Here is a 17,978-nt window from a genome sequence, read left to right as displayed (position 1 = left end):
CGACCGAATGAAGTGCCGCGTCTTGACATATTAAATCGTGCACGATTTAATCGTGAAAGATTTTAAGGAGACGATCATGACTGCACTCTACACCACCAAGGCTCACGTCACCGGCGGCCGCGAAGGCCGCGCAACAACCGATGACGGCCTTCTCGATGTCGCGCTTGCCATGCCGAAGGCGCTTGGCGGGGCCGGCGGCGCCACCAATCCCGAACAGCTTTTCGCGGCCGGCTATGCCGCCTGCTTCGAAAGCGCGTTGCGCTTCATTGCGCGCAAGCAGAAGCTGCCTTTGCAGGACGCGGCCGTGACGGCGACCGTTTCGCTGCTGCCGAATGGCGAAGGGTTCCGGCTGGGCGTGGCGCTCGAAGCTGAAACGAAGGGCCTTGAGATGGGAGCCGCGGAGGCACTGGTTGCCGCCGCGCACAAGGTCTGCCCCTATTCCAATGCCATCGCCGGCAATGTCGACGTGGCGCTGTCGGTGAAGGCTGGATGACGCAAGACAACATCAGGGAAACCAAGGCGCGGGAAGTTTCCCGCGCCGATACCGCGCTGAAGCTGGAGCGCCAGCTTTGCTTTGCGCTCTATTCGGCAAGCAGCCTGTTCACGCGGCTGTATAGGCCGCTGCTTGAACCGCTCGGCCTGACCTATCCGCAGTATCTCGTCATGCTGGTGCTGTGGGAGCGCTCGCCGCTGACGGTGAGTGAGATCGGCGCAGCACTCGGCCTCGATTCGGCAACGCTGACGCCGCTCCTCAAACGGCTGGAAGCGGCGGGTTATGTCACGCGCCGGCGCGATGCAGCGGATGAGCGCCGTGTGCTGGTGCAGCCGACCGAGCGCGGAGTGGAATTGAAGGAACAGGCAAAGGACGTGCAGAAGGAATTGCTGTGCAGGCTGCCGCTGCCGGCCTCCGAACTCACTGCATTGCATGAGACGCTCAGCCTGTTGAATCGCGGCCTGCGCGGTGCCGGCGAAACGGAAGTCTGAGCAGCCGGCTTCGCCCGCTTCCGCCTCCCGCGAAATGAAATCGCTGCAAGGACGGCATCTTGCGGAAATCCCGTGCCGTTGCATTGGGTGAAGCGGCGGTCCAGCGCTTGCAAGGTATAACCGGTCGAGTACAGTCTGCGGCGAACGCAACGCCTCTGACCGCAATGGCATCGTGACAGGAGCCAGACCCATGAACCGCTTCCAGCTTTCGCTCGCCGGCCTCCTGGCTGCGCTTTTTCTCCCGCTCGCTGCCCAAGCGCAGTCGCTGCCTGATCTCGGCGGCAAGACGGTGACGGTGGTGACGGAAAACGCCTACCCGCCGCTGCAATTCGTCGACCCCAAAACCGGCCAGCAGATCGGCTGGGAGTATGACGCCATGAACGAGATGGCCAAGCGCCTGAACTTCAAGGTCGAGTACCAGAACACCTCCTGGGACGCGATGATCCAGGCCGTGTCGGACGGGCAATACAACATCGGCATGACCGGCATTACCATCAAGGAAGACCGCAAGGAGAAGGTCGATTTCTCAGCACCCTATATGCATTCCGAGATGCGGATGCTGGTGCGCTCCGACGAAAGCCGCTTCACCGACGCCAAGAGTTTTGCAGCACTCAAGGACGGGCTGATCGCCGCCCAGCCGGGTACCACGCCGTTTTTCGTTTCCGTCTATGACGTGCTCGACGGCAATGAGCAGAACCCGCGCATAAAGCTGTTCGAGACCTTTGGCGCGACTGTCCAGGCACTGAAGACGGGCGATGTCGATCTGGTGCTGACCGATGGTGTCGCGGCGCAAGGCTATGTCGATGCTTCCGACGGCAAGTTGAAGGTCATCGGCGGCCCGCTCGGCAGCGAGGATTTTGGCTTCATCTTCAAGAAGGGCTCGGATCTTGTTGTGCCGATCAATGCGGCGATTGCAGCACTCAAGGCCGACGGCACGCTCGATGCGCTGAACAAGAAGTGGTTTCTTGATTACAAGATGGGGCAGTGAGCGTTCGCTTGAAACGTTCACGCTGCCCCTCATCCCCCTGCCGGGACCGACCGGGGCCGAGCCACTGGTCTCGACCCGTCCTTCGGACCCCCGTAAACGGGGAGAAGGGGATTGCCGCAACGCCGACGCCCCCCTCTCCCCGTTTACGGGGAGAGGGTAAGGGTGAGGGGCAGCGCTGGTTTGGCAAGTCTCTCTCCTTGTCCCTCACCGCCGCAACCTTCTCCTGATGCCACCGTCCGCCTCAAAACCAGACTTCCCATTCTGGCTGGTCGCCGCCGCTGCGATCGCCATTGCCGCTGCCGTTTCCATCGCGGCCAACGACCTCTATGCCCAGGTGTTTTCCGTTGTCGTCAAAGGCGTCGGCATCACGGTCTTCGTCACCATCGTCGCCTACTCGCTGGCCTCCGCGCTGGGTCTTGGCATTGCGCTGATGGGGCTTTCCGGTTCGGTGTGGCTGCGCCAGATAGCCCGCTTCTATGTCGAGATCATCCGCAGCGTGCCGATCCTCGTGCTGCTGTTCTGGGTTGCCTTCGTCGGCGCGCCGGCCATGGTGTGGCTGTGGAACTGGGTGACGGCGCCGTTGCAGGCGGCGGGCATCGTCGGGCCGATGCAGGTGCGCGATTTTTCGCTGCTGTGGCGGGCGATAATCGCGCTGACGGTTGCCTATTCGTCTTTCATCGCCGAGATTTTCCGGGCGGGCATACAGGCCGTCGATACGGGCCAGATCGAGGCTGCCAAGGCGCTCGGCCTTTCACGCTACCGGCGCTTTCGCCACATCGTCTGGCCGCAAGCGTTCAAGACGATATTGCCACCCTATGGCAACGACTTCATCGCCATGATCAAGGATTCCTCGCTGGTTTCAGTGCTTGGCGTCGCCGACATCACGCAGATGGGCAAGGTCTATGCGTCGGGATCATTTCGCTTCTTCGAGACCTATTCGATCGTCGCCTATGTCTATCTGCTGCTGACGGTCAGCCTGTCGCTGGCCTTGCGGTCGCTGGAACAACGATTGCGAAAGGGGCAGCAACTCCAATGAGCGAAAAGCGGCACAGCGAGGGACTGGAGCAGGTCTATTCCGCCAGGACCGGTGCGGAACTGACGCAAGCCTATGCGTCCTGGTCGGGCGACTACGATCGCGAGACGGCAGCCTCCGGCTATTGCCTGCCTTTCATGATTGCCGCCTGGGTGGCGCGATATGTGGTGCGCGGGGTAGGGCCGTTGCTGGACGCTGGCTGCGGCACAGGGCTTTCGGGGCCTTATCTTCGAGCGCTCGGTTATGACAGCATCGAAGGGCTGGATTTTTCGGCCGACATGCTGGCGATTGCAGGTATGCGTGACGCCTATAGTGTGTTGACGCAGGCAGCCCTTGGCGGTCCGCTGCCGTGGGGCGACAATCATTTCGCGGCGTTTTTCTCGACAGGGGTCTTCACGGAGGGTCACGCGCCGGCCTCCAGCCTGGACGAGTTGGTGCGGATCACGAGGACAGGTGGCCATGCGGTCTTCACAGTGCGCGACGTTGTTCTGGAGAGCGGCGGGTTTCGGCAAAAGTTTGCCGAACTGGAACAGGCGGGGCGCTGGCTTTCCATCGAAGAGAGCCCGCCGTTCCGCGCCTTCGCCATCGATGAGGCCGATGTGCTGGTGAAGGCGTTCGTCTTTAAAATTCTTTAGCTGGCAAGCCGTTCTGGAACCGGAGACGCGGAGGCACGTTAGAGCGGTTCAGTTTTTGATCAACGTTGAACCGCTCTAACGGTTTGTTTTTACACAATTCCGGACGGAAAACCGCGACGCACTTTTCCTGGAATTGTTCTAGCGGCCAACGTCAGCGAGGTGATTGCGTGGAACAGCTCATCGAAGAATTCGGTCATCCGACATACACGTCCTTCCCCGTCGTGGCGGCTCGGCTGCTGCTGGCGACGGCCTTTGGCGCCGTCATCGGCTTCGAACGTGAATGGCGCAACAGCCCGGCCGGCTTGCGAACGCATATCCTCGTCTGCGTGGCGGCGGCCATGTTCGGCATTTTGACGATCGAGATCATCCATGCGCCGATGTTTGCCGTCGATGCGGTCGCCGTCGATCCGCTCCGCGCGGTCGAGGCGGTGACGGCGGGCGTGGCGTTCCTTGCAGCCGGTTCGATCCTGTTCTCGCGCGGCGAGGTGCGTGGGCTGACCACCGGAGCAGGCATGTGGCTCGCCGGCGCGATCGGCCTGGCCTGCGGACTGGGCTTCTGGCAGATCGCCGGCTTCGGCACGTTGCTCGTGCTGATCGTGCTTAGCCTGCTGCAGCGGGTGCACGACCGCATGAGCCTGAAAACGGACGATCAGGACGAACCGCCAGCCGACCCCAAGGGCAGCAAGTCGCCGGCTCGGCGGAAGGCGTGAACACGCTGATGGCGGCATCGGCCGACTGTCGGCCGTGAAGGCAATGCGCTCGGAACCGGCAACCGAAGCGAGTGATTGCCGAAATGCCAAAACATTGGTAAGAGCGCGGCTATGGAAGAACTGTTTGGAGATCCGGCCTACAAGGGTTTCGTGCTGCAGGACCACAAGCGCCTGCCGAGCCGATTCTTTGCCCGGGTTTCAGGCGCGCGCACCAGCCGCCTATCGTGAGCGGACGCGACCGCCGGCTCGCTTTGCCGGTTCATTCCAGAATTACCGCTCTATCCAAGGACATAGACAATGAGCGCTCCGCGTACCCTCTACGACAAGATTTTTGACGACCACGTCGTCGATCGCCAGGATGACGGCACCTGCCTGCTCTATATCGATCGCCATCTCGTCCACGAAGTGACCAGCCCGCAGGCCTTCGAGGGCCTTCGCATGACCGGCCGCAAGGTGCGTCATCCCGAGCGGACGCTGGCCGTCGTCGACCATAACGTGCCGACTTCGCCGGACCGCAAGCTCGGCATCAACCGCAACGAGGAAAGCCGCGTCCAGATCGCGGCGCTCGCCCAGAACGCCAAGGATTTCGGCGTCGAATACTATTCGGAGAACGACGTCCGCCAGGGCATCGTCCACATCATCGGCCCCGAGCAGGGCTTTACCCTGCCCGGCATGACCATCGTCTGCGGCGACAGCCACACCTCGACCCATGGCGCCTTCGGCGCGCTGGCGCACGGCATCGGCACGTCCGAGGTCGAGCATGTGCTGGCCACCCAGACGCTGATCCAGCGCAAGGCCAAGAACATGCTGGTGCAGGTCGACGGCAAGCTGCCTGAAGGCGTCACCGCCAAGGACATCGTGCTTGCCATCATCGGCGAGATCGGCACGGCCGGTGGCACCGGCTATGTCATCGAATATGCCGGCGAGGCGATCCGCGCGCTGTCGATGGAAGGCCGCATGACGATCTGCAACATGTCGATCGAAGGTGGCGCCCGCGCCGGCCTGATCGCGCCGGACGAGAAGACCTACGCTTATGTCAAAGACAAGCCGCGCGCGCCGAAGGGCGAGGCCTTCGACATGGCGCTCGAATACTGGAAGACGCTGAAGACCGATGAAGGCGCGCATTTCGACAAGGTCGTGGTGCTCGATGCCGCCAAGTTGCCGCCGATCGTCACCTGGGGCTCGTCGCCCGAGGACGTCGTCGCCGTCACCGGCGTCGTGCCGGATGCGGAAGTGATCGAGGACGAGAACAAGCGCAACTCCAAGAAGCGCGCGCTCGAATATATGGGCCTGACCGCGGGCACCAAGATCACCGACATCGGCATCGACCGCGTCTTCATCGGCTCGTGCACCAATGGCCGCATCGAGGATCTGCGCGCCGTCGCCAAGGTCGTCGAAGGCAAGACAGTCGCCTCGACCGTCAACGCCATGATCGTGCCGGGTTCGGGACTGGTGAAGGAAATGGCCGAGGCCGAAGGCCTCGACAAGATCTTCATCGCCGCCGGTTTCGACTGGCGTGAGCCGGGCTGCTCGATGTGCCTTGCCATGAACGACGATCGCCTCAAGCCACATGAGCGCTGCGCCTCGACCTCGAACCGCAATTTCGAGGGTCGCCAGGGTTTCAAGGGCCGCACGCATCTGGTCTCGCCGGCCATGGCGGCGGCGGCCGCGATCGCCGGGCATTTCGTCGATATCCGCGACTGGCACTAGCCGGCAGCTAAACCCTCATTTCACCGGGCGGGACAACTGTCCGGTGAAATGCCGAGAGTTGTCACAACCGACTTAACCGGTTGTTGGTGGGTTCGCCCTAGTGTTTGCCGCAACGGAAGCGGATCAGAGACACGGGCACTTGGGGGCTAACCTTTTCATAGCGCTGCTTACGCCAGCCTTGTCGCTGGTCTTTGCATCGGCGTTCTTTCTGCTTTGGACGTACCGAAGGCATGGCCATGTGATGGTGCTCTGCCTCTCCTACGTCGCTTATGCGGTCGGTTTCCTGCTGCAGAGCTTTGACCTGCCGATCGGCGTCGCGCCGACGAAGTTTCTCTCGAATTTGCTCCTGCTGATAGCCGCAGTCAGCTTGGCCACAGCCGCCGTGGCCCGCCACGACAGGCCCTCGCCAGCCAAACTTCTGTCGTTGCTTGGCTTTGCCGGCATTGCTGCGCTGAGCTGGTTTCTTTTCGTTCAGCCAAGCCTTGTCGGCCGCATCTTCGCCATCAACCTCGCCTGTTCCGGCATATGCATGGTGGTCGTCGCTGCCCTGAAGCCGGTACCCAACAAGAGCATAGTCGACCGCGTCCTGATCGCGGTGTGCACACTGGCCGCGATAGACTTCCTTATTCGGCCGCTGACGGCGATCTGGATCAGCGGCGAGGGCTACGGCGCCTACCACGCCTCGCTCTACTGGCTGCTGACAAATTTCTCTATGGTGCTCATTTCGGTGATGCTTGCGCTTTCGCTGACGACGGCCATCGCGCTCGACGTCATGAAGGAGTTGCAGGCCGAATCCCATACCGATCCGCTGTCGGGCCTGCTCAACCGGCGCGGCTTTGAAGAGCGGTCGGCAGCTTATGCAAGACGCCCCTCGGGAGCCTCCGTTCCCCTGGCAATCGTGCTGGCCGATCTCGATCATTTCAAGTCGGTGAACGACACCTATGGGCATGCCGTCGGAGATGCCGTCATCGCCGCCTTCGCCACGCATCTGCGTGTTTCATCGGGCAAGGATGCGATTGTCGGGCGCATCGGGGGCGAGGAGTTCGCAATCGTGCTTCCAGCCAGCGACCTGATGACGGCGCGGCTTTTTGCGGAAGGCCTGCGCGCCTCGTTCACACAGCATCGCATCAAGGGACTGCCCGCCCATGCCGAGAAGGTCACGGCAAGCTTTGGCGTCGCCAGCCGCGCGACAAACGAGGATTTCGAATCCCTCATGCGCCGTGCCGATCAGGCACTGTACCGTGCCAAGAACAATGGCCGTGACAGCGTGAAACTGGCCGATCAGCTTCCAGCCGATGCCGACTGCGTTATCGCAGGGTATTACGGCGGTCATATCTGAACATCGACCGACGCATAATTGCCGGGAATGTGATCCACCCCTGCCCCCACGTTAACGGGTTTTTCGGCTAAGTATGGTTATGTGCTCGTGAAATCGGGGGCGTGACTGAATGACTGGAGCAGGCGTTGTCCTGACAATAAACCTGGCTGTCGCCGGCCTGCTTGGCGGCTCATTCGCCATGGTTGCCGTCTATGACCGCAAGCAGGTGGCGGCGCGGTGGCTGGGTTTCACCTATGGTCTGGCGTTCGTCTATCTCCTGATCGAGTTCGCGATTTCAGTTTTCGGCGTGAACCCGGTGGTCGCAACCGTCTCCTTCGCCACATTCCTGGGCGCGATGGTTCTTTTCAATGTCGGCATGGCCCGCAAATACGAGGTGCCGGCGCCCTGGTGGCTGATGGGCTCGCTTTTCGTGGCGTCGGTCGTGTCATGCTATCTCATACAGGACATGCCGCGGCAGTCATTCACCCGCATGATGTATTATCAGACGCCTTATTTCATGATGCAGGCGATCGGTGCGTGGATCGTGTTTTCGGCGCGCCGGCGTGGCAAGCTCGAACTCATCCTGATGTGCCTTCTCGCGGCGAGTTCGTTGCAGTTCCTGACCAAGCCCTTCCTTGCGCAGACGCTCGGCGGGACCGGTGTCACCGCGCAATACTATCTGCAAACCCAATACGCCCTGATCTCGCAATCGATGGGAACGGTGTTCGCGCTGGCCATCGCGCTTCTCTTCCTGGTCATCCTGGCGCGCGACATCCTGGCCGGCGTCACCGTAGCGTCGGAAACCGACTCGCTGTCGGGGCTGCTCAATCGCGGCGGTTTCGAGCGCCATGCGCGCGCAGCCCTGCGGGAGGCGAACCGCGGCAATACGCCGTTGGCGCTGGTCATCAGCGACCTCGATCACTTCAAATCGATCAACGACAGTTACGGCCACGCCTCCGGCGATCGGGTGATCAAGGCGTTCGCGGGCTTCCTGCGTGACGCATCCTCCAACCATCATGTCGCCGGCCGCATCGGCGGCGAGGAATTCGCCATCATCATGCCCGGTGCCAATCTGGTGTCGGCGCGGCTTTTCGCCGAAGGCGCACGCAGTGCTTTTTCCGGCCTGCCGGTGGAGGGATTGCCGGAAAACCTGCGATTCACGGCAAGCTTCGGCGTTGCCGAACTTGCAGCGGGAGAGGATGTGTCGGAATTGCTGCTGCGCGCCGACAAGGCGCTCTACGAAGCGAAGAAGGGCGGACGCGATTGCGTCAGGATTTCGCTGGCATCGGAAAACGGCAAGCGCAGCCCGTCGACCCGCAGGCGCTAAGTCCAAGCAGACTTTGATCAAGATCTAGCGGCAGGGACCGCCCTGCAGCGGGATCTCGCCCTGGTCGAAGCCGTACATATAGCTGCGGCCCTTGACCAGGACGGGCGGTCGGAAGCAGCCACGCTCATAGGCAAATATGCCGCCGGGGCCCTCGACATGCACCACCTTTGGCCGACCGGCCTGAGTGTAGCTCGAGAGTTCGCGGGCCATGTGGCCCTGGCCGACGACGATCCGCTTGTAGCCGGCAGCACTTTCAACGACGAGATTGCCGAAACTGTCGGCATAGACGCGGTCATGGCTGTCGCCGGCCAGCGCCGGCGCGGAAGCGCTGATGGCGGCAACGGCCAGAATCACCGGCAGGAAAAGCATCTTGCGGGCGTTCGAATGCATGGCTTTCTCCATCGAGCGAGGTCGATCCTCGATGGCATGACGTTAACGCTTTATTAACCTTTGTTAAGAGCCTCGTACGTTTGCGGCGAAATGAATTAACAAACGTGGTTAATTTTCAGTGTTTGCGCGCGTTGGCAGTGAGCCCCGGCGATCACGCGGTCCGCAGGACAGTTCGTTTCCCCCGTGGTTGATCTTTCGGTGGCAAAACGGGTAGCTTGCGCGGCATGTCAGACAGAAAATCGAGCGGCGGCGCGTTCCTGATTGCCGTATTTGCCATGATCCCGCTGCTGCTGGTCGCCTCCTGCGTTTCGGAAGGGCATGCCGGCGGGGCGGCCGCCAAGGCGACGGGCACGGAAACGACCAGCCAGCCCACTCACGCGACATACAGCTGCGGCCCGAGAGGCACGCTGACGGTCGACAATTTCCGTACCTCGGTGAAACTGGTCGATCCCGAAGGCGAGAGCGTCGATCTGCCGGCCTCGCCCGCCACGCAGCAGTCGCGCTATGGCGAGACGCCCTATGCGCTGGTGCTGGACGGCAAAGAGGCACTCTACATGAAAAGCGGCAAGGAGCCGGTGACCTGCAATCGCTGATTCGCGTTTCTGGTTGCGCTGCAACAGAGTGCGATCCGAAAGTGGCGTTCCCCGCTCTTGTCGGCAAAGGTTCAATTCACCGTGAATTGTCATGCAAGCTTCAATCGATTGAAGCGGAAACAGTGACTTGACCCTCTCGCGCTTTTGACGAAATAGCTCTTCCGAAACGCTTTTCCGGCTTTGACGCGGTGCAAAAAGCGCATTAGAACGCGGCTGTCCGAAGTCGCATTCCGAGAAGGCTACGCCGTATTTCCGCATCGGCACCTTCGGAATATATCGGGCGACGAAAGGGGAGCCATGAGCAAATCACCAGCCACCCAAGCAAGGCCTCTGTCGCCGCATCTGACGATCTATAAACCGCTGATCACGATGACGATGTCGATCATCCATCGCATCACCGGAGGGGCGCTTTATTTCGGCACGCTGCTGGTCGCCTTTTGGCTGATCGCGGCGGCGACCTCGGAGCAATATTTCGACTTCGTCAGCTGGGTTTTCGGCAGCTGGATCGGCCGGCTGGTCCTGTTCGGCTACACCTGGGCGCTGATGCAGCACCTGATGGGCGGCATTCGCCACCTGATCTGGGATACGGGCGTCGGGCTTGAAAAGCGTACCGCCTCCAAGATCGCCTGGGCAACGGTGATCGCGTCGGTCGTGCTGACCGTGCTCATCTGGGTCGCCGGCTACATGGCGCGGGGGATGTGATCATGGCCGATATGCGCACCCCTCTCAAAAAGGTCCGCGGCCTCGGTTCGGCCCGCGAAGGCACCGAGCATTTCTGGCGCCAGCGGCTGACCGCGATCGCCAACATCCCGCTTACTCTGTTCTTCATCGGCCTGCTGGTCTCGCTCAACGGCGCCAGCTATGCCGAAGTGCGGTCCGCGCTTGCCAATCCCTTCGTGGCGCTGATCCTGGCGATGTTCCTGATCTCCGGCCTCTACCACATGCGGCTCGGCATGCAGGTCATCATCGAGGACTATGTGCATGGCGAGGGCGGCAAGCTGGCGCTCATCGTGCTCAACACGTTTTTCACCATCGCGGTCGGCGTTGCTTCGCTCTTCGCCCTGCTCAAAATCGCATTCGGGGGCTGACCATGGCCAAGGATCAAAAAGGCAATGGCTCGGCACCGGCCGGCAAGGAATACATCTATGTCGACCACAAGTTCGACGTGGTGGTGGTTGGCGCCGGCGGTTCGGGCCTGCGCGCCACGCTCGGCATGGCCGAGCAGGGACTGAAGACTGCCTGCATCACCAAGGTTTTCCCGACGCGCTCGCACACGGTTGCGGCACAGGGCGGCATCGCCGCCTCGCTGTCCAACATGGGTCCGGATTCATGGCAGTGGCATATGTATGACACCGTCAAGGGTTCCGACTGGCTCGGCGACATGGACGCCATGGAATACATGGTCAAGCAGGCGCCGGCTGCCGTCTACGAGCTCGAGCATTACGGCGTGCCGTTCTCGCGCACCGAAGAAGGCAAGATCTACCAGCGGCCGTTCGGCGGCCACATGATGAACTATGGCGACGGCCCGCCCGTGCAGCGTACCTGCGCTGCTGCCGACCGCACCGGCCACGCCATATTGCACACGCTTTACGGCCAGTCGCTGAAGCACAATGCGCAGTTCTTCATCGAGTATTTCGCGCTCGACCTGATCATGTCGGACGATGGCGTCTGCACCGGCGTCGTTGCCTGGAACCTCGACGACGGCACTATCCACCGCTTCTCGGCCAAGATGGTGGTGCTGGCGACCGGCGGCTATGGCCGCGCCTATTTCTCGGCAACGTCCGCCCACACCTGCACGGGCGACGGCGGTGGCATGGTCGCTCGCGCGGGCCTGCCGCTTCAGGACATGGAGTTCGTGCAGTTCCACCCGACCGGCATCTACGGTTCGGGCTGCCTGATCACCGAAGGCGCGCGCGGCGAAGGCGGCTATCTCGTCAACTCCGAGGGCGAGCGCTTCATGGAGCGCTATGCGCCGTCGGCCAAGGACCTTGCAAGCCGAGACGTGGTTTCACGCTGCATGACGCTGGAGATTCGCGAAGGACGCGGCGTCGGCAAGAATAAGGACCACATCTTCCTGCATCTCGACCATCTCGATCCGGCCGTGCTGCATGAGCGCCTGCCGGGCATCTCGGAATCGGCCAAGATTTTTGCCGGCGTCGACGTGACCCGCGAGCCGATCCCGGTGCTGCCGACCGTGCATTACAATATGGGCGGCATTCCCACGAACTATTGGGGCGAGGTGCTGAACCCGACCAAGGACAATCCCGACCGCGTGTCGCCCGGCCTGATGGCTGTCGGCGAGGCCGGCTGCGCCTCGGTGCACGGTGCTAACCGTCTCGGCTCCAATTCGCTGATCGATCTGGTGGTGTTCGGCCGCGCTGCGGCGATCCGCGCCGGCGAGGTGATCGACCGCGCAGCACCCATTCCGCCGATCAATGAAAAGTCGGTCGAGAAGATCATGGCCCGCTTCGACCGCCTGCGTAACGCCAATGGCGGCACGCCGACGGCTGTTCTTCGCGAGAAGATGCAGAAGATCATGCAGGAAGACGCCGCCGTGTTCCGCACCCAGGAATCGCTGGCGCAGGGCTGCAAGCGCATGTCGGCGCTGTGGAGCGAGCTCAAGGACGTCAAGGTGTTCGACCGCTCGATGATCTGGAATTCCGATCTCGTCGAGACGCTGGAACTGGAAAACCTGATGGCCAACGCCATTCCCACCGTCTACGGCGCCGAAGCGCGCAAGGAGAGCCGCGGCGCGCATGCGCGCGAGGATTTCTCGTCGCGCGACGATGCCGGCTGGCGCAAGCACACACTGGCCCATGTCGCCGAAGACGGCAAGGTGACGCTCTCCTACCGCCCGGTTCACACCGAACCACTGGTTAGGGAAGAAGACGGCGGCATCAGCCTGGCAAAGATCGCGCCCAAGGCGCGGGTATATTGAGACAATGTCAACCGCGCCGGGCATCCTGCTGATAAACCTGGACCGGAGTCCCGACCGCCTGGCGTTCATTGCCAGGCAGCTCGGCGATCTCGGCCTCGATTTCACGCGCCTGCCCGCGACGGACGCCAGCACGATCAGCGATGCTGAGTTCGCCCGGCTCGGCAACACCTATATGCGCCCGATTTCGCGCTCGGAACTTGCCTGCCTGATCAGCCATACACGCGTCTGGCAGTTTTGCGTCGAGGAAAACCGACCGATTCTCGTGCTTGAGGACGATGTGATCCTGTCGGACAGGTTGCCCGCCTTCCTCAAGGAATTTTCCAGCCTGAAGACGGCGGATATCGTCAATATCGAGACGCGTGGCGCTGAAAAATGGGTATCCAGAAAAGCGGTCGTCTCGGCGCCTGAAAGCGGCGTCCAGCTCTATCGGCTCTATGTCGATCGTGGCGGATCGGCAGGCTATATCGTCTTGCCGGAGGCGGCGCGGGCGCTGCTGAAACGCGCCCGCCACCAGGCGGCGCCCTCCGATGCTTTCCTCAATCTTGCCGGTATAGCGCGGCTTCAGGCCGAGCCCGGTCTGGCTGCCCCGCTTTATGACGGCGGCGAGGCAGGCGGCAGCCTCAAGGTTTCGTTCAAATCCACCATCAAGCAGCCCAGCAAGATGTCGCGGCTGACAATGCTGGCACGGTATCCCCATTTCAAGCTGCGCAGGCTGGCCGGCCACATAGCCATGACGGCGCGCAAGCTCGGAACTACCGGCGTCGGCGTCAAGCGCAAGATCGCCATCTGCCCCACAATCCTAGCTCATGCAAACAACTGGAGCGTCTGAGCCATGGTCGAACTTACCCTTCCCAAGAACTCCCAGATCAAGCAGGGCAAGACCTGGCCGAAGCCTGAGGGTGCCACCAATCTGCGAGAATACCGCATCTATCGCTGGTCGCCGGACGATGGCGAGAACCCGAGCATCGATACCTATTTCGTCGACATGGACGATTGCGGGCCGATGGTTCTGGATGCGCTGTTGTGGATCAAGAACAACATCGACCCGACGCTGACCTTGCGCCGTTCCTGCCGCGAGGGCATTTGCGGCTCCTGCGCCATGAACATCGACGGCTCGAACACGCTGGCCTGCACCAAGGGCTGCGACGATATTTCGGGCGCGATCAAGATCTATCCGCTGCCGCATATGCAGGTGGTCAAGGATCTGGTGCCGGACCTGACCAATTTCTACGCCCAGCACCGCTCGATCGAGCCGTGGCTGAAGACGGTTTCGCCCGAGCCGGCGAAGGAATGGCTGCAGAGCCATGACGACCGCGCCAAGCTCGATGGGCTCTATGAATGCATCCTGTGCGCCTGCTGCTCGACCTCGTGCCCGAGCTACTGGTGGAACGGCGACCGCTATCTCGGCCCGGCAACGCTGCTGCAGGCCTATCGTTGGCTGATCGACAGTCGCGATGAGGCCACCGGCGAGCGGCTCGACAATCTCGAAGACCCGTTCCGGCTCTATCGCTGCCACACCATCATGAACTGCGCACAGACCTGCCCCAAGGGTCTTAATCCGGCCAAGGCGATTGCCGAGATCAAGAAGATGATGGTGGAGAGAAGGGTCTGATTCAACGCATGGCTTCGCTGCCGGCGGATTTTGCGCCGGAAGCCGTTACCGCAATCCGCGACCGGCTTGATCTGGCTCGTGCGGGCGGGCTGAAAATTCTGTTCGCCATTGAAAGCGGCAGCCGGGCCTGGGGCTTTCCATCTCCCGACAGCGACTATGATTGCCGCTTCGTCTATGTGCGGCCGGTTCGCGATCATCTGGTCCTGCAGCCACCGCGCGACGTCGTCGAGTTCCCGATCGAGGGCGATATCGATGCCGGTGGGTGGGATTTGCGGAAGGCCCTGCTGCTTGCGCTCGGCGGAAATGCCGTTGTCGTGGAGTGGGCGAATTCGCCGATAGCCTATGAGGAGGCTGAAGGCTTTCGGGCGCGGCTCCTTGGTCTCCTTGCCGAAATCGTCGATCCGGCAAAAGTCGCGCGCCACTACCTCGGCCTGGCGCGTTCCCACATTTCCAGGATCGGGAATTCCGGCACCGAAGTGAAGCTGAAGAAGCTTTTCTATCTTATCAGGCCGCTTGTGGCGCTGGATTGGATGGAGCAGCATGCTTTCACCAGACTGCCGCCAATGGGCTTGCCGGCCTGCCTTTCGCAAACCGAGGTGCTGCCGTCCGTTGCCGAAGAAATAGGCCGCATGATCGCAACGAAGGCCCAAACACGGGAAATGGGTACGGGACCGATACCGCCGGCGATCGCGGGGTATCTGGAGGCGAGATATGGCCACCACGAAATGAACATGCCGCTCTCGCTCAAGGACGAGAATCGGCGGAAGCGGGATCGTGCCCTGGCGGAAGACTTCTACCGGCAGGAAGCGGAAGGCGTCTGAAAAAGTGTCCTTGCCGACGCGGCAAGGCTTTGCCAAAAGACAGGGATGAACACAGCGACAGACCTCCCCGTCCTCAATCCCTCCGAAGCCCGCGTACTTGGCTGCCTGATCGAGAAGAAGGAGCTGACGCCGGATGTCTATCCGCTGACGCTCAATTCGGCGCACGCCGCCGCCAACCAGAAGACGGCGCGCGAGCCGGTGATGGCGCTGGAGCAGGGGGAGGTGAACCGGGCGCTGAAGCTGCTGGAGCAGAAGGGGCTGGTGCGACAGGTCTTCGGGTCGCGCGTCGAGCGCTACGAGCATCTTGCGGCGCAGCGCTTTTCGATGACGTCGCCGCAGATCGCCATCGTCGGCCTGCTCCTCTTACGCGGGCCGCAGACGGTGAACGAGCTTCTGGCGCGCAGCGAGCGCATGGCGCGGTTCCCGTCGGTAGACGAGCTGCGCGAAGAACTCGACATGCTGATCGGCAAGCGACCGGCGCTGGTGCAGGAAATCGGGCGCGGTCCCGGCCAGCGAGAGGACCGCTATGCCCATCTTCTGAGTGGGCCGGTCGATGTTGCTGCATTTGCAGCGCAGCGCAGCGTGTCATCTGTGCCGGCGTCTGATCTTGAGGCGCGGATACAGGCGCTGGAGGAAGAGGTCGCTGCCTTGCGCGCGCGCCTCGATGCGTTGGGCGCCTGAGCCGGCGACCGAGGATCGGCCGGGAAGCAGTTCGTCACCTGAATAATCACGCCAGCGTGTTTCAGCTTGATTTTGAAACCTCTTGCGGTTCGGCTACGTCTTTACCGCAGGAGGATGTTTTCATGGTGCGCAGAGCTTTCGCAGTAACCTGTCTTGCACTTGCTGCCGCGCTGTCAGCGCCTGCAGGTGCCGCATTCGCCAAGACGCAGACGGCGATCTTTGCCGGCGGCTGCTTCTGGTGCGTGGAATCGGATTTCGACCACGTGCCCGGCGTGACTTCAACCACCTCCGGCTATATCGGCGGCACGAACGACAATCCCACCTATGAGGATCACACCGCCGCTGGCCACCGCGAGGCGGTGAAGATAGAATTCGACGATACCAAGACCAGCTACGACAAGCTGCTCGACGCCTTCTGGCATTCGGTCGATCCGACGGATGGCGGCGGTCAGTTCTGCGACCGTGGCCACAGCTATACGACCGCGATCTATGCGGTCGGCGCGGAGCAACTGGCCGAGGCGGAGAAATCGAAGGAAGCGATCGCAACGGTGCTGAAGCAGCCGATAGCCACGGAAATCGTGGCCGCACCGACCTTCTGGCCGGCCGAGGATTACCATCAGGATTACTACAAGAAGAATCCGGTCCGCTACAAATACTACCGCTATTCCTGCGGGCGCGACGACCGCATCGACGCGGTATGGGGCAAGGCCGCGCATCAGGGCATTGCTGCGCACTGAGCGCGACTTGCCGGAACGAAAAACGGGCGCCATACGGCGCCCGTTTTCATTGATGGACCCGAATATCAGGCGAGGCTGGCGTTCAGCGTAACCTTGATCGCGCCTAGCGCCTTGGAAACCGGGCATTCGGCCTTGGCCTTCTCGGTCAGTTCCTTGAATTTGGCTGCGTCGATGCCGGGCACCTTGCCGGTGAGCGTGATGGCGCTTTCGGTGATGCCGGTGCCGGGAATGAGGGTGACCACCGCCTTGGCGTTCAATTCGTCGGCCGGTGTGCCGTTCTCGGCCAGGAAATGCGAGAGCTGCATGGCAAAGCAGCCGGCATGGGCAGCGGCGATCAGTTCTTCCGGATTGGTGCCGGATTTGCCGCTCTCGTCCTCGAAACGCATCTTGAAGGAATAGGGCGCGGCCTTGAGGGCGCCGCTCTGGGTGTCGAGCGTGCCGGTACCCTCGGTGAGCGTTCCTTTCCAGACGGCGGTGGCGTGACGGTTCATGAGGTTCTCCCGTTTGATTTTGCAGGCCGATGATGCGGCGACGGGTTGAATATAGCGCGCCTTTCCGCATCTGCCATGTGTGACCGCTTTCGGGGCATACGAAAAAAGTCGATGTCAAAAATGTCGGGAAGCTGGAGCGCCTGTCGTCCTAGGAGCGGCCGCGGAATGTTTCCGTGGCATGCAGGAGGTTCGAATGTATTCGCTGCTTCACTCGAATATTGGAAAGATCGTTCCCAAACCCGGCGCGGTAACTGCCGGCGGCTTTTGCATCCCGCCGTCTGGCGTTGCGCGCCTGCTGGTCATGCTGACCGTCATCGTCTCAGCCGTGCATGTTCTCGACGTTGCGTCGTCCTATACTCCGGGCAAGCAGTCGGGCCTTCTGGCGCAGACAGATGTCGCCTTTGAGAGGAGATAGATCATGAAATATGTTTGCCTCGTCCATGGAGAAGAAGCCAAGCTCCACGCCATGTCACCCGCCGAAATGAAGGTGCTCGACCACAACTCCGGCGCCTATGATGATGCGCTCACCGCCAGCGGCCATCTGATCGTCGCGCAGGCGCTGCAGCCGGTGAAGGTCACGAAAACCGTCAGGAACCGGAAGGGCAAGGCGCTGGTGACGGACGGTCCCTTTGCGGAAACCAAAGAACAGCTTCTCGGCTTCCTGATGATCGAGGCCAGGGACTTCGAAGAGGCGGTGGAGATCGCCGGCAAGATACCGCTGGCGAAGCTGGGCGCGATCGAGGTGCGGCCAGTCTATAATTTTCGCGGAGACTAGCTTCGCGCAAATCGTCGGACGTGCAACTTTTACGTGTTGAAAGGAGGGTATTGTTTCCTTATCCTGCCGCCGTTTTCGGGGGATTTGGAATGCATATCCTGATTGCTGCGATCGGCCTCATGGGAGCTGCCGCCTTCTGGTGGTACCGGGTCAAATATAGGGGCTGTCCTAGGAGATTTGTTGTTTGATCCAAGTTTTAAGTGTCTTCAAGAGGCTTGCTGGTGGTCCGTAATTA

Annotated in this window: 22 protein-coding genes; 20 read left to right on the top strand and 2 right to left on the bottom strand. The window is 61.6% G+C overall.

Annotated features, from left to right (window positions below; genetic code table 11):
* Positions 1-76: 76 nt before the first annotated feature.
* The 9 genes from WBQ96_RS24615 (at position 77) to WBQ96_RS24575 (ending at position 8,705) form a co-directional block, all read left to right on the top strand.
* On the top strand, positions 77-493 hold the full coding sequence (locus WBQ96_RS24615) for an organic hydroperoxide resistance protein (protein WP_336554854.1): 417 nt from the start codon (positions 77-79) through the stop codon (positions 491-493).
* Positions 490-984 (top strand): MarR family winged helix-turn-helix transcriptional regulator, encoded by a 495-nt coding sequence (locus WBQ96_RS24610; protein WP_336554852.1) that lies wholly within the window; start codon positions 490-492, stop codon positions 982-984. The genes WBQ96_RS24615 and WBQ96_RS24610 overlap by 4 nt, the downstream gene beginning before the upstream one ends.
* 190 nt (positions 985-1,174) lie before the next feature.
* A complete protein-coding gene (locus WBQ96_RS24605) occupies positions 1,175-1,972 on the top strand; it encodes a transporter substrate-binding domain-containing protein (protein ID WP_165118002.1) in 798 nt (265 codons plus the stop codon).
* Positions 1,973-2,198: 226 nt separating this feature from the next.
* Entirely contained in the window at positions 2,199-3,008 is an 810-nt protein-coding gene (locus WBQ96_RS24600) for an amino acid ABC transporter permease (protein WP_336554850.1), read from the top strand.
* On the top strand, positions 3,005-3,640 hold the full coding sequence (locus WBQ96_RS24595) for a class I SAM-dependent DNA methyltransferase (RefSeq protein ID WP_336554848.1): 636 nt from the start codon (positions 3,005-3,007) through the stop codon (positions 3,638-3,640). Before WBQ96_RS24600 ends, WBQ96_RS24595 begins: the two co-directional genes overlap by 4 nt.
* Before the next feature lie 167 nt (positions 3,641-3,807).
* Positions 3,808-4,350: an MgtC/SapB family protein gene (locus WBQ96_RS24590; protein ID WP_336554847.1), complete on the top strand. Its 543-nt coding sequence runs from the start codon at positions 3,808-3,810 to the stop codon at positions 4,348-4,350.
* Positions 4,351-4,647: 297 nt separating this feature from the next.
* Positions 4,648-6,060 carry a 3-isopropylmalate dehydratase large subunit gene (leuC, locus tag WBQ96_RS24585; protein ID WP_336554845.1) on the top strand — a complete coding sequence of 471 codons (1,413 nt, stop codon included), beginning with the start codon at positions 4,648-4,650 and terminating at the stop codon, positions 6,058-6,060.
* Positions 6,061-6,199: 139 nt separating this feature from the next.
* Complete coding sequence (locus WBQ96_RS24580; protein ID WP_336554843.1) at positions 6,200-7,399, top strand: GGDEF domain-containing protein; 1,200 nt, start codon at positions 6,200-6,202, stop codon at positions 7,397-7,399.
* 109 nt (positions 7,400-7,508) lie between these two features.
* Complete coding sequence (locus WBQ96_RS24575) at positions 7,509-8,705, top strand: GGDEF domain-containing protein (RefSeq protein WP_336554841.1); 1,197 nt, start codon at positions 7,509-7,511, stop codon at positions 8,703-8,705.
* A 24-nt stretch (positions 8,706-8,729) separates the two neighbouring features.
* Here the strand turns inward: WBQ96_RS24575 and WBQ96_RS24570 are convergent, their stop codons facing one another.
* A complete protein-coding gene (locus WBQ96_RS24570; protein WP_336554839.1) occupies positions 8,730-9,095 on the bottom strand; it encodes a hypothetical protein in 366 nt (121 codons plus the stop codon).
* A gap of 224 nt (positions 9,096-9,319) precedes the next feature.
* Here WBQ96_RS24570 and WBQ96_RS24565 point away from each other — a divergent pair, with 224 nt between their 5' ends.
* From WBQ96_RS24565 to msrA, 9 genes are all read left to right on the top strand, one after another.
* The gene (locus WBQ96_RS24565; RefSeq protein WP_336554837.1) at positions 9,320-9,688 is read left to right on the top strand and encodes a hypothetical protein; all 369 of its coding nucleotides are present in this window, start codon (positions 9,320-9,322) and stop codon (positions 9,686-9,688) included.
* Positions 9,689-9,985: 297 nt separating this feature from the next.
* Positions 9,986-10,390, top strand: coding sequence for a succinate dehydrogenase, cytochrome b556 subunit (gene sdhC, locus WBQ96_RS24560; protein ID WP_336554835.1), 405 nt, complete (start codon positions 9,986-9,988; stop codon positions 10,388-10,390).
* 2 nt (positions 10,391-10,392) lie between these two features.
* A complete protein-coding gene (gene sdhD, locus WBQ96_RS24555) occupies positions 10,393-10,776 on the top strand; it encodes a succinate dehydrogenase, hydrophobic membrane anchor protein (protein WP_165118022.1) in 384 nt (127 codons plus the stop codon).
* A gap of 2 nt (positions 10,777-10,778) precedes the next feature.
* Complete coding sequence (sdhA, locus tag WBQ96_RS24550; RefSeq protein WP_336554831.1) at positions 10,779-12,626, top strand: succinate dehydrogenase flavoprotein subunit; 1,848 nt, start codon at positions 10,779-10,781, stop codon at positions 12,624-12,626.
* 4 nt (positions 12,627-12,630) lie between these two features.
* Complete coding sequence (locus WBQ96_RS24545) at positions 12,631-13,455, top strand: glycosyltransferase family 25 protein (protein WP_336554830.1); 825 nt, start codon at positions 12,631-12,633, stop codon at positions 13,453-13,455.
* Positions 13,456-13,458: 3 nt separating this feature from the next.
* Positions 13,459-14,238: a succinate dehydrogenase iron-sulfur subunit gene (locus WBQ96_RS24540; protein WP_336554828.1), complete on the top strand. Its 780-nt coding sequence runs from the start codon at positions 13,459-13,461 to the stop codon at positions 14,236-14,238.
* Between the two features lie 8 nt (positions 14,239-14,246).
* Complete coding sequence (locus tag WBQ96_RS24535; protein WP_336554825.1) at positions 14,247-15,059, top strand: nucleotidyltransferase domain-containing protein; 813 nt, start codon at positions 14,247-14,249, stop codon at positions 15,057-15,059.
* 45 nt (positions 15,060-15,104) lie between these two features.
* Positions 15,105-15,740: a YceH family protein gene (locus tag WBQ96_RS24530; RefSeq protein WP_336554823.1), complete on the top strand. Its 636-nt coding sequence runs from the start codon at positions 15,105-15,107 to the stop codon at positions 15,738-15,740.
* A gap of 122 nt (positions 15,741-15,862) precedes the next feature.
* Positions 15,863-16,477: a peptide-methionine (S)-S-oxide reductase MsrA gene (gene msrA / locus WBQ96_RS24525; RefSeq protein WP_336554821.1), complete on the top strand. Its 615-nt coding sequence runs from the start codon at positions 15,863-15,865 to the stop codon at positions 16,475-16,477.
* A 65-nt stretch (positions 16,478-16,542) separates the two neighbouring features.
* Here the strand turns inward: msrA and WBQ96_RS24520 are convergent, their stop codons facing one another.
* Entirely contained in the window at positions 16,543-16,968 is a 426-nt protein-coding gene (locus tag WBQ96_RS24520; RefSeq protein ID WP_336554820.1) for an OsmC family protein, read from the bottom strand.
* A gap of 193 nt (positions 16,969-17,161) precedes the next feature.
* Here WBQ96_RS24520 and WBQ96_RS24515 point away from each other — a divergent pair, with 193 nt between their 5' ends.
* Entirely contained in the window at positions 17,162-17,383 is a 222-nt protein-coding gene (locus WBQ96_RS24515) for a hypothetical protein (RefSeq protein ID WP_336554818.1), read from the top strand.
* Positions 17,384-17,386: 3 nt separating this feature from the next.
* The gene (locus WBQ96_RS24510) at positions 17,387-17,743 is read left to right on the top strand and encodes a YciI family protein (protein ID WP_336554816.1); all 357 of its coding nucleotides are present in this window, start codon (positions 17,387-17,389) and stop codon (positions 17,741-17,743) included.
* Positions 17,744-17,978 lie beyond the last annotated feature (235 nt).

Source organism: Mesorhizobium sp. CCNWLY176, from assembly GCF_037153935.1.
GTDB classification, from domain to species: Bacteria; Pseudomonadota; Alphaproteobacteria; order Rhizobiales; family Rhizobiaceae; genus Mesorhizobium_M; species Mesorhizobium_M zhangyense.
The sequence above is the reverse complement of the archived record's forward strand: the minus strand, read 5'-3'. Positions and strand labels throughout refer to the sequence as shown.

What these genes read in the sequence shown, in the direction of transcription:
- WBQ96_RS24600 (WP_336554850.1), top strand. Translation starts at nt 2,199, where the DNA reads ATGCCACCGTCCGCCTCAAAACCAGACTTCCCATTCTGGCTGGTCGCC.
- msrA (WP_336554821.1), top strand. Translation starts at nt 15,863, where the DNA reads ATGGTGCGCAGAGCTTTCGCAGTAACCTGTCTTGCACTTGCTGCCGCG.
- WBQ96_RS24545 (WP_336554830.1), top strand. Translation starts at nt 12,631, where the DNA reads ATGTCAACCGCGCCGGGCATCCTGCTGATAAACCTGGACCGGAGTCCC.
- WBQ96_RS24520 (WP_336554820.1), bottom strand. Translation starts at nt 16,968, where the DNA reads ATGAACCGTCACGCCACCGCCGTCTGGAAAGGAACGCTCACCGAGGGT.
- sdhC (WP_336554835.1), top strand. Translation starts at nt 9,986, where the DNA reads ATGAGCAAATCACCAGCCACCCAAGCAAGGCCTCTGTCGCCGCATCTG.
- WBQ96_RS24535 (WP_336554825.1), top strand. Translation starts at nt 14,247, where the DNA reads ATGGCTTCGCTGCCGGCGGATTTTGCGCCGGAAGCCGTTACCGCAATC.
- sdhA (WP_336554831.1), top strand. Translation starts at nt 10,779, where the DNA reads ATGGCCAAGGATCAAAAAGGCAATGGCTCGGCACCGGCCGGCAAGGAA.
- leuC (WP_336554845.1), top strand. Translation starts at nt 4,648, where the DNA reads ATGAGCGCTCCGCGTACCCTCTACGACAAGATTTTTGACGACCACGTC.
- sdhD (WP_165118022.1), top strand. Translation starts at nt 10,393, where the DNA reads ATGGCCGATATGCGCACCCCTCTCAAAAAGGTCCGCGGCCTCGGTTCG.
- WBQ96_RS24605 (WP_165118002.1), top strand. Translation starts at nt 1,175, where the DNA reads ATGAACCGCTTCCAGCTTTCGCTCGCCGGCCTCCTGGCTGCGCTTTTT.
- WBQ96_RS24530 (WP_336554823.1), top strand. Translation starts at nt 15,105, where the DNA reads ATGAACACAGCGACAGACCTCCCCGTCCTCAATCCCTCCGAAGCCCGC.
- WBQ96_RS24510 (WP_336554816.1), top strand. Translation starts at nt 17,387, where the DNA reads ATGAAATATGTTTGCCTCGTCCATGGAGAAGAAGCCAAGCTCCACGCC.
- WBQ96_RS24540 (WP_336554828.1), top strand. Translation starts at nt 13,459, where the DNA reads ATGGTCGAACTTACCCTTCCCAAGAACTCCCAGATCAAGCAGGGCAAG.
- WBQ96_RS24610 (WP_336554852.1), top strand. Translation starts at nt 490, where the DNA reads ATGACGCAAGACAACATCAGGGAAACCAAGGCGCGGGAAGTTTCCCGC.
- WBQ96_RS24595 (WP_336554848.1), top strand. Translation starts at nt 3,005, where the DNA reads ATGAGCGAAAAGCGGCACAGCGAGGGACTGGAGCAGGTCTATTCCGCC.
- WBQ96_RS24615 (WP_336554854.1), top strand. Translation starts at nt 77, where the DNA reads ATGACTGCACTCTACACCACCAAGGCTCACGTCACCGGCGGCCGCGAA.
- WBQ96_RS24575 (WP_336554841.1), top strand. Translation starts at nt 7,509, where the DNA reads ATGACTGGAGCAGGCGTTGTCCTGACAATAAACCTGGCTGTCGCCGGC.
- WBQ96_RS24515 (WP_336554818.1), top strand. Translation starts at nt 17,162, where the DNA reads ATGTATTCGCTGCTTCACTCGAATATTGGAAAGATCGTTCCCAAACCC.
- WBQ96_RS24565 (WP_336554837.1), top strand. Translation starts at nt 9,320, where the DNA reads ATGTCAGACAGAAAATCGAGCGGCGGCGCGTTCCTGATTGCCGTATTT.
- WBQ96_RS24570 (WP_336554839.1), bottom strand. Translation starts at nt 9,095, where the DNA reads ATGCATTCGAACGCCCGCAAGATGCTTTTCCTGCCGGTGATTCTGGCC.